The 10,118-nt window shown below is 51.3% G+C and carries 10 protein-coding genes; 4 read left to right on the top strand and 6 right to left on the bottom strand.

Annotated features, from left to right (window positions below; all coding sequences use genetic code 11):
* Together KO503_RS01120 and KO503_RS01115 are read left to right on the top strand one after the other, a co-directional pair.
* The coding region (locus tag KO503_RS01120; protein ID WP_215989759.1) for a TRAP transporter large permease subunit at positions 1-452 on the top strand (452 nt) is incomplete at its 5' end.
* A complete protein-coding gene (locus KO503_RS01115; RefSeq protein WP_215989758.1) occupies positions 452-1,693 on the top strand; it encodes an NAD(P)/FAD-dependent oxidoreductase in 1,242 nt (413 codons plus the stop codon). The genes KO503_RS01120 and KO503_RS01115, both read left to right, overlap by 1 nt.
* A gap of 48 nt (positions 1,694-1,741) precedes the next feature.
* Here the strand turns inward: KO503_RS01115 and KO503_RS01110 are convergent, their stop codons facing one another.
* A complete protein-coding gene (locus tag KO503_RS01110; protein ID WP_215989757.1) occupies positions 1,742-2,758 on the bottom strand; it encodes an Ldh family oxidoreductase in 1,017 nt (338 codons plus the stop codon).
* 162 nt (positions 2,759-2,920) lie between these two features.
* Between KO503_RS01110 and KO503_RS01105 the strand changes: the two genes are divergently transcribed.
* A complete protein-coding gene (locus tag KO503_RS01105; protein ID WP_215989756.1) occupies positions 2,921-3,601 on the top strand; it encodes a GntR family transcriptional regulator in 681 nt (226 codons plus the stop codon).
* A gap of 39 nt (positions 3,602-3,640) precedes the next feature.
* Here the strand turns inward: KO503_RS01105 and KO503_RS01100 are convergent, their stop codons facing one another.
* The 5 genes from KO503_RS01100 to KO503_RS01080 all read right to left on the bottom strand — a co-directional run bounded on the left by KO503_RS01100 (position 3,641) and on the right by KO503_RS01080 (position 7,623).
* Positions 3,641-4,672: a trans-3-hydroxy-L-proline dehydratase gene (locus KO503_RS01100; protein WP_215989755.1), complete on the bottom strand. Its 1,032-nt coding sequence runs from the start codon at positions 4,670-4,672 to the stop codon at positions 3,641-3,643.
* A 9-nt stretch (positions 4,673-4,681) separates the two neighbouring features.
* Positions 4,682-5,404: an amino acid ABC transporter ATP-binding protein gene (locus KO503_RS01095; RefSeq protein WP_215989754.1), complete on the bottom strand. Its 723-nt coding sequence runs from the start codon at positions 5,402-5,404 to the stop codon at positions 4,682-4,684.
* Positions 5,401-6,063: an amino acid ABC transporter permease gene (locus tag KO503_RS01090; RefSeq protein WP_215989753.1), complete on the bottom strand. Its 663-nt coding sequence runs from the start codon at positions 6,061-6,063 to the stop codon at positions 5,401-5,403. The genes KO503_RS01095 and KO503_RS01090 overlap by 4 nt, the downstream gene beginning before the upstream one ends.
* Positions 6,064-6,073: 10 nt before the next feature.
* Entirely contained in the window at positions 6,074-6,736 is a 663-nt protein-coding gene (locus KO503_RS01085; RefSeq protein WP_215989752.1) for an amino acid ABC transporter permease, read from the bottom strand.
* A 74-nt stretch (positions 6,737-6,810) separates the two neighbouring features.
* A complete protein-coding gene (locus tag KO503_RS01080) occupies positions 6,811-7,623 on the bottom strand; it encodes a transporter substrate-binding domain-containing protein (RefSeq protein WP_252730891.1) in 813 nt (270 codons plus the stop codon).
* A gap of 215 nt (positions 7,624-7,838) precedes the next feature.
* On the opposite strand from KO503_RS01080, the gene lhpI reads away from it, so the two are divergent.
* A complete protein-coding gene (gene lhpI / locus KO503_RS01075; RefSeq protein ID WP_215989751.1) occupies positions 7,839-9,545 on the top strand; it encodes a cis-3-hydroxy-L-proline dehydratase in 1,707 nt (568 codons plus the stop codon).
* Positions 9,546-10,118: the final 573 nt, after the last annotated feature.

The following is a 10,118-nucleotide window of genomic DNA, read 5'->3' as shown; positions in this document are numbered from 1 at the left end:
TGATCATCGCGGGTGGCACCATGTTCACAAGTATTTTTGCAGTCACAGGCGGTGGCAATTTGGTGCGCGATACAGTTGAAACCATCGGCTATGGTAATGTGGGCATCATCGCCTTTTTCTTGACCGTGGTTTTCTTTGCCGGATTTGTGCTGGATTGGGTGTCGATTGTTTTGATCTTTATCCCAATCTTTGCGCCGATTGTTAAAAGCGCAGGCATTGATCCCATCTGGTTTGCTATGATGGTTTTAGTTGTGATCCAAACCTCGTACTTGACGCCACCAATGGCTCCGTCCATCTTTTATCTGAGATCTATCGCGCCCAAAAGCATGACCTATATCCAGATGTACCGCGGAGTGCTGCCATTTGTGGCTGCGCAAATGTTAGTGCTTGTTGTCATTATCTTATTCCCAGCTGTGGTGACATGGTTGCCATCCGTACTTGTGGGCCTTTGATGGAACAAAAACACATCACAATTATTGGCGCGGGCATTGTCGGCATCAGCATAGCGCTGGAGCTACAAAATCAAGGTTATAAAGCCCGCGTCATCGATCGATCTGGTGTTGCCAATGAAGCCTCAGCAGGCAGTGCTGGGGCTTTTGCATTTGCCGACATCGTTCCGCTGGCCACGCCTGGTATCATGATGAAAGCACCCAAATGGCTGCTTGACCCTCTTGGCCCCCTGTCCGTTCCCCCTGCCTACGCGTTAAAAATTACGCCTTGGATGCTACGCTTTTGGCGTGCAAGCTGGCGGGATCGGTATCACGCAGCACTCACGGCACAATCATCGCTCAATGGCTTTTCCCTGACTGCGCTTGAACGCCAAATCAATAATGTAGACGGCGAACCATTGATGCAGCGCGATGGTCAACTGCAGCTTTATGAAGGCGAGCAGGAATTTCGCGCGAGTCTTAAATTGTGGGATGTACGGCGCGAGTTCGGTATCGCATTCGAACATTTAAAAAGCCCCACAGAAATCGCCGAAATTCAACCCGGCCTTGATTCTCGCTTTACACACGCAGCCTTTACACCAGACTGGATGAACACGATCGACCCACGCAGCTGGGCAGAACATTTAGCCAAAGTCTTTGTAACGCGCGGCGGCGAAATTGATCACGTTGAGGTTCTGGCGCTTGAACAAAGCGGTGATGGCATCAATCTGATGACCCCTAACGGGCCATTACATACGCCAAAAGTGATCGTCGCGGCAGGAGCATGGTCGCATCATCTGGCACGCACACTTGGGGACCACATCCCATTGGAAACCGAGCGAGGATATAACACAACCTTGCCTGCGGGTGCATTTGATTTACGCACTCAACTGACGTTTGGTGGGCATGGGTTCGTTGCATCGCGTATCAATGGCGGGGTACGTATCGGCGGCGCGGTTGAACTTGGCGGACTCAATTTGCCACCGAACTTTAAACGCGCTGAGATTTTGCTGGAAAAAGCCGCGCAGTTTCTACCCGATTTAAAAATAGATCACGGCAAACAATGGATGGGATTCCGTCCCTCAATGCCCGACAGCTTGCCCGTGATTGGAACATCAAAGCGCGCTTCCAACGTGATCTATGCCTTTGGTCATGGCCATTTAGGGCTGACCCAATCAGCCGGCACGGCAGAACTGGTGGCCGAGTTGATCAGCGGCAAAACAACAGCCGTTTCCGTCGCACCCTTTGCCCCAACACGGTTTTAACAAACGAGGGGCCAAGTCGCGGCCCCTCGTCAGTGCTTCGGTGAAAACCTAAGGCAAGAGCGCACGCAGATCGTTATACAGATCAGCCGAGACTTCAACGTAGCCTCGTTCCAGATTGCGCGCCCGTGCCTCAAAGCGCCGCTGCGATGGCAAGCGCGCCCCTTGATCAATAATGTCTGCAAACAAACGCTCGGCGCGGGCGTCATTTTCAGCAAGCTTTCCACCCGAAAATTGCGCAGGATCAAAAGCGAGAATAATTTCGCCATGGTACGGCGCGCCGCCCTGCCCTTGGGCAAATTCCATGCTTTCTAGGCTGGTCATATCGTCAATCAATGGCCCTGCCATCAACTCGATCATGATGGACAAGGCAGAGCCTTTGTATCCACCAAACGTCAACATCGCCCCCGCCATAGCAGCGTCAGGATCATTTGTCGGATTGCCGTGCTTATCAATCGCCACACCGTCCGGCAGTGGCTTGCCAGCACGTTTGTAAAGTTCGATTTCTCCGCGTGCAAATGCGCTGGTGGCAAAATCAAAGGTAAAAGGCGTTTTATCTTTACGAGGCCAACTGAACGCCAAAGGATTGGTGCCGAGCGTGCCTCGTGTGCCGCCAGCGGGTGCAACCCAAGAATGGCTTGGCACCATTGCCATTGCCGCCAAGCCCGCATCAGACAGGCGTTCGACCTCGGGCCACAAAGCAGAAAAATGAAAACAGCGATTGATCGCAACAGCAGCAATGCCAAATTCTTTGGTTTTCTCAATCAACTGTGGAATGGCCGCTTCCATCGCCAACAAAGACATTCCGTCCTGCGCATCAGCCTTGATAATGGCTTTGCCGGTTTGCGTGATATCAGGCACAGCAGCGCCATCAATTTTGCCAGCTTTTATTGTTTGAATACACATGAAAAGTCGAAACAAGCCATGTGACTGACAATCATCCAGCTGGCAAGTATACAACATTTTAGCAATCGCAGTCGCATGCGCTGCGTTATAACCAGCACCAAGCAGCACGTCGTAAGCGAGTGGTTGTATTTCATTTAAAGGAATTGTGACGGTCTGGTTCATGATTTGACTTTTCCATTGGCAGCAAATATTTGGATAATGAATACGTAAACCTAACATGTATGTACAAGATCCACCAAATTTAAAATTTGGTGGATTAGTATTTAAGTATAATAGATTACAGCACTCTGTATCCAAAATACCAACAGACAAGAGAAATACAAATTGTCCAGTAAACGCGCGATAACCCGACAAAGCTTACCTGACGTCATTGCAAATGATATTCGGGAGCGTATTTTGAACGGCGAGTTGTCCGAAGGCGTCACCATCAGACAAGAGGCTTTGGCAAAAGAGTATGATGTATCTCGCATGCCTGTACGCGAAGCCCTGAAACGGCTCGACGCTGAAGGTTTGGTGCAACTGACCAACAATCAAGGTGCCATGGTGACCAAGCATTCCTTGGATGAAATCGGCGAAATTTTCGACCTTCGTATTCTCATTGAGGTGGATCTGTTCCGCCGCGCCATTGCCGCGATGACAGAGGATCAGATTGAACGCTGTGAAAAAGACCTACAAGCGATGGAAGCCTCATATGATGCAGACGATGTCAGCAAATGGGGGGCGATGAATTACAAATATCACACGGCACTTTACGCTCCCGCTGGCCGTGGATTGACCAATGATGTTTTGCATCGCATCAACCTGCAATCAGATCGCTATGTGCGCATGCACCTTAGTGTCATGAAACAACTCGGTCAGGCACGAGAAGAGCATCGGGAATTGCTTGCCCTTGCCAAAGCCGGAAAAGCGGATGAAGCCTGCGCCTTATTGACCCGTCACATCTCAGACACCAAAGACAATCTTTTGGAAATGATGATCGCCAAACGCGCAGATGAAACACCTTAAACCCAATCGTTCCCTGTCGATTGACCGTTTCATACCAGCCTATTTGTACCGTGGCCACGTGTCTGCAATGCGGTAGCCTTCGGGCCACGGATCACTTGGGTCTAGCATGTGTTGATGCGTGCCAGTCACCCAGCCGCGCCCACTGATTTGCGGACGAATAGCTGGCAAATCACCGATGGTGGTCGTGCCAAGGATTTCACCGTGAAACTCTGATCCAATAATCGACACACCTGTCAATCGATCGCCGACCTTCATGTCACCTTTAGCATGTAAAAGCGCCATGCGCGCAGATACGGCCGTGCCGGTTGGGCTGCGATCCAGTTTGCCTGGCTGGATTGACACAACAGATTGCGCCCGCAAGCCCGATGCGTCGCGCGTCAAAGCGCCTGCAAACAGACAAAATGAGTGATGTCGCCAGTCGGGTTGCGTTGGGTGGCTGAATTCCAACTGCTCGTTGGCGGCGTTGGTAATTTTAACACCAAGCTGCGCAAGCGTTTGGGCATTGTCCACGTCAAGCGTAAGCCCCAAAGACGCTGGATCAACGACAACAAAGCTATCGCCGCCGAAAGCCGTATCAACGCGAATTGTGCCGTAGCCTTCGACCTCAAGCGGCACATCCAAAAGCCCTGCGAAAGACGGCAGGTTTTCAACCTCAATACGTTCTGCTTTGCCATTGGCACAATGGGCGCGCACGTGAACAAGGCCACCCGGCGCTTCAAGTGTCATTTCCGTCACCGGCTCTTGCATTGCGATGATGCCAGTATCAAGCAAGACAGTGGCGACGCAAATCGAGTTGGAGCCAGACATAGGCGGCGTGTCTTCGGGCTCCATGATAATCCAAGCGGCCTGTGCATCGGGATGCTTTGGTGGCACGAGTAAATTCACATGCCGAAACACACCGCCACGCGGTTCATTCAAGACAAAGTTGCGCAACGTGTTATCTTGCGCGATCCAATTGCGTTGGTCCCACAGGGTCTCTCCCGGGGGTGGCAGCACGCCGCCAACAATCACATCACCAACTTCACCTTCGGCGTGGCACGACACCACATGAATTACTTTTGTGCTACGCATGTCCGAGATCTATCGCACATTAGCCAAGAACTTTTGCAGATGCTCTGACTTCGGTGCGCCGAAAATCTTGTCTGGCGTATTAATTTCTTCGATGACACCTTGGTGGAAAAACGCCACGCGATCGGAAACATCCCGTGCAAAACTCATCTCATGCGTCACGCAAATCATAGTCATACCCTCTTCAGCCAACAGCCGCATAGTGTCTAGAACCTCGCCCACAAGCTCAGGGTCCAACGCAGAGGTCGCCTCATCGAATAGCATGTATTCAGGTTCCATCGCCAAGGCACGTGCGATAGCAAGGCGCTGCTGCTGCCCGCCGGACAATGCATTTGGATAAACATTCAATTTGTCGCCCAAACCGACATGCTCCAACCGCGTTGCCGCGATATCGCGCGCCTCGGCTTTGGTTTTGCCTTTGACAATCCTGGGGGACAGGGCGACGTTTTCTAGCGCTGTTAAATGCGGAAAGCTATTCCATTGCTGAAACACCATTCCAAGTTTTTGGCGCAAGGCGTTGATATCTGTGCTCTTGGCGTGAACGTCTGTTCCGTCAACAGATACAGACCCAGCCTGAATTTCTTCAAGCGCATTGATACAGTACAACAACGTAGACTTGCCAGATCCTGACGCGCCCACGATGGACAAGACTTCGCCCTTTGGCACAGTCAGATCGATGCCTTTGAGAACTTGTAGGGTTCCAAAGTATTTCTCTAATCCGCGTATTTCTATCATGAGGCCCACCGTTTCTCGATGCTCGCGGCGTAGCGCGAAATTGGATAAGATAGCGCAAAGTAGAATGCGCCAGCGATTGTCAGGATCAGCAACGGCTCTTGCGTGCGTGTGATCAAAATCTGACTTGCTTTAAGAAGTTCAATGTAACCAAGGACAGACACCAAAGCGCTATCTTTCATCACACCTAACGCTACGCCCACCCATGACGGGAAAACAGCGCGACCGCCAATTGGCAACACAACGTAGCGCAAGTCTTGCCAGTAGCTCATACCCAAAGAACGCGCGGCACGGCGCATAGATTTGCTGACAGCCTCCATTCCCCCGCGTGCGACGTTCGCAACGAGCGACGCGCAATAGATTGCCAAAATGACAACGCCTGAGAAGAATGGATCGAGGTTCAACCCGATAATGGGTGCGAAATTATAGAACAGCACAAGTTGGATGATCAACGGTACAGAACGAAACACATCCAGAAATGGGCCGAGTGTGAGAGCTGCTGCCCAACGGCCTTCATACAAGATCCAGCCAAAAATGACCCCCAATACGGTGCCAATTGAAATGGCCAAAGCAGAGATCATCACCGTACGCCATGCGGCTTCTATCAGATACCAAATGTCGCTGATTTGCAGGCCAGAGAAGAAACTTATCGTTGGTTCCATGTGTCTTTCCCTAGTACCTGAACAAACGGGTCGCCAGCAAACGCGACGCCCCTAAAATGAGTTTCACGATGACGTAGTAAATGATCGCGGTGACCGCAAAATATTCAAAAATGCGATAAGTCCGGCTTGCCAGCGCCTGCGTTTCGCCTGAAAGTTCGCGAAATCCGACCAGCATTCCAAGCGACGACATCAACACCGCCCAAACCATTTGGTTGGTCAGCGGATGATAGACAATCCGAAACACTTGCGGGATAATGATGCGCGTATAAGCTTGCCATGCGGTCATGCCCAAAGACCGCGCTGCGCGAATTTGCGTCTCTGGAATAGCTTGAAATCCACCGCGAAAGTTCTCGGCTAGATACCCGGCACAATTAAAGCTAAGGGCAGCAAGAACGATCGTATGTGGTGACAAATGCACCCCAATCGCGCCAAGGCCAAAGCCGAAGAAAAACAACTGGAATAAGGCAGGCGTGTTGCGCGCCACCTCGATCCAAGTTGATGCGAACCATGTGGCAGGGCCGCGCATATTCATACGCATCAAGGCCAATGCCAACCCGATAATGACGCCGAAAACCATCGACAGCACTGCAATTTGAATCGTCGTCAAACCGGCCTCAAGCAAGTCCGGCAGGCTTTTCATGACGGGGCGCCAATGGAAATTGTAGTCGAACATATCAGCCGCCTGTTTCGAATAAATACCCTGCCCCATAGATAGGACAGGGTGTTGATTTAAAAGGTCGCGTTGATTTAGTACATCACGCCAGGGATGCGAAGCTCAGGCGCTTCACCGCCAACATATGTGCCCCAAAGCTCTTGGTAGCGGCCGGAACGTACTTGGTGCGTCACGAACAAGTTGAGGTAGTTCAACCAAGTGACGTCTTCACGTTTGCCAACAACGGATGTGTAGTCAGTCGTCCATGGCATGCGTGGACCTGCAACGATGCTGTCATATTGCTGTGTGATTGGCAAAACGGTTGTGTTGGTGGTGATGCCGATATCAGCTTTACCTTGCGCAACCGCGAGAAACACTTCGTTTTCAGACTGGTAACCTTGGTAAAGGTCTTCTTCACCCCATTCGGCAGCAATTTTAAGCCATTCTTGCTCAGGCACAGTGCCTACGGCAGCAGCCACGCGTTTGCCTTTTATGTCTTCAAACGTTGTGATGCCTGTGTCTGCGCCGACAACACCTTGAGCGTAGTAAATCGCGTAAGGGATTGAGAAACCAACAGTACGGGCACGCGCCAAGCTGTCAGACGTACCGCCGAACACAACATCTGCGCGACCAGTGACAATCACAGGCAAACGCTCTGACCATGTCAGCGGCAGAATTTCGTGTTCAACTTCAAGAGCCGCAGCCAAGTCAGCACAGTATTCTACGTCAAAACCAGCGGGGTCATTGTTGGCGTCGCGGTATCCGATTGGTGGAAAGTCAAGAACAACGCCACAGCGTAGAACGCCACGGTCCACCACTTCGTCAAGCATATCAGCTGACGCTGTTGTGACCATGGATGAGGTAAAAAGGGTCGCAGCCGAAAGGGCCATAAGGATCGTTTTTTTCATGTCATTTCCCTGTTGAGGTGATTCTGTTTCTTGCTTTTCTTCTTAATTGGATACAGGATACACATCACGAAACCTAAAAATCAACCCGAAGTTCCCACAGCACGTAAAAGCGCCATATTAATTGAATTAAGGCCGCCCATTGTAAGCAAGCCTATATGGTGACGACGGCCTCTTGCCTAAATATTGACCTCTTCATTAAGACTGAAAGACCAGACATGATAACGAACACTGAACACACCGCAGTCCTTTTCGTGAAGAATGATGCCGTTGGCCAAGTTTTAACTTGTAAAGAAGGGTTAAGCTTTTGGGGGGGCGTTGATCCTGACACCGGAAAAATCATTGATGCGCTACACCCCAATCATGGTGCATCACTGGCGGGCAAGATTGTGTTGATGCCAACGTCCAGAGGGTCGTGCAGTGGCAGCGGCGTCATGTTGCAGTTGGCGCGCAACGGTCAAGCGCCCGCAGCGCTCGTCTTTCGTGAAGAAGAAGATATCCTAACGCTTGGCGCTTTGATCGCGGGCCTTTTATTTGAACGCCCCGTTGCGATTCTGCGCCTAGATGCGGCGATTTATGACGCCCTGTCTCAGGCCGAGACAGCACAAGTGCGCGGTGAAGACCTTTTGTTTAATGGCCATTCAATAGGCCTTCAGACCCCTGGCCCAGAGTCCTTGCAGCTCACCGACGCCGATCACCGTATGAAAGCGGGACATGGCGGAAAGGCGCAAAAGATCGCCATGGATGTTCTGTGCTTGATGGCAGCAGCACAAGGAGCGACAAGCCTGATTGATGTCTCACGCGCACATATTGATGGATGTATTTTAGCCCATGACGCTAATCTAGACTTCGCTGAAAAGATGCAAGAAATGGGTGCTAAAACAGTCATTCCCACAACCATAAACGCGATTTCAGTAGACCGTGAAAATTGGACCAAGCAAGGTGTGGTTCCGATCTTTGGGTCCAAAGCCAGCAGATTAGCTGATGCTTATGTCAATATGGGGGCGCAGCCCACATTCACTTGCGCGCCCTATTTACTCGATGACATTCCCGCCGAAGATGAAGCCATTGGTTGGTCTGAATCCAACGCTGTTATCTATGCAAACTCAGTGCTTGGCGCGCGCACGCAAAAACACCCTGACTATCTAGATCTGTTCATCGCTATGACAGGGCGCGCCCCCAACACCGGCGTCTACCTTTCAAAAAACCGCCGACCGCAGTGTGAAATCCGCGTTGAATTGCCCGAATGTTATGATGATGCCATTTGGCCAATGCTTGGCTGGCTCGCAGGGGCGAAATCCCCAAATGGTATTCCGGTATTGAGCGGATTAGAACAAGCCACACCAACGCCAGACGACCTCAAAGCGCTGTGTGCAGCCTTTGGCACGACATCAGCAGCCCCGATGCTACACGTACGCGGTCACACCCCAGAGGGCACCTTGCCCTTGCGCGATGACAGCACATATTGCGACCTCACAATTTCAGATTTGATCGACCTGTGGGGCACCTTTAATGCTGCAGATGACCAGGTGGATTTGATCGCGATTGGCAGCCCTCATGCGTCACTCACTGAGTGCCGTAAATTTGCTCAATATCTTGACGGGCGCAGCTGTTCAACGAAGACAAAAACCATCGTGACTGTCGGACGCAAAACACTTGCTTTGGCAACAAAAGAGGGTCTTGTCACGCAGCTCGAGGCCGCAGGCGTTCAGGTTTTCCCCGATATTTGCTGGTGCTCGATCACTGAACCCGTTTTTCCCAATGATGCGAAAGTGTTAATGACAAATTCTGGAAAATACTCTCACTACGCAAAAGGCCTGACTGGCCGCGATGTGCGATTTGGCAGCCTAAAAAACTGTGCCGACGTCGCCGTAAATAGCATCGCCACATCTGGTCTGCCAGCTTGGTTAAAGCTGGAAAACTAGCCTTTTCACCCCCATACATCCACTATTTTCACGTGCTTACCCCGCAATTCTGCGCCCGAAAGGCTCTCGTGCTTTCGGGCCGCCCGCCCCGCCTCCAATGGCGCTCGTTTTTGCAAAGAACTTGCGACCGTTAAAGTCGACCATGCCAAACTGGTCGACGCGATCCTCGCAGGCATCCCTTCGGATCAACTCGAAAACCGGATGCCCGCCCATGACGCGCGCCAACAAGCATATCAGTCTTAACGTGTTGAACGATCTTGGCTCTCGGTCCGCTCGCCAGAGATCTATTTGGACATTTGCAATCTTGGCCTCGGCAACAGCTCTCATTTATTGGTCAACATCCTTACTGACCCCAGACAACTTGTGGGCAGCCTTTATTCGCTCTGTGTCTGCAAACCTATCCTCCATGGCTCTAACTGTTTTGTCTGCCTATGGCGCATATATCTATTTTATACATGAGGACATCGAAAGGCCGGAGATAGAAAAACCGCGATCTGGGGATATATCTTGACCTTAGTCGGCGATCTTGTCCGTTGTCTTCCCCTGCAAAAGTTCCATCAGTGTCAGGTTGCC

Origin of the sequence: Pacificibacter marinus, assembly GCF_018860505.1 — a bacterium.
GTDB lineage: Bacteria > Pseudomonadota > Alphaproteobacteria > Rhodobacterales > Rhodobacteraceae > Celeribacter > Celeribacter marinus_B.
Note: the sequence above shows the minus strand (reverse complement) of the source record. Positions and strands in the feature narration are given on the sequence as shown.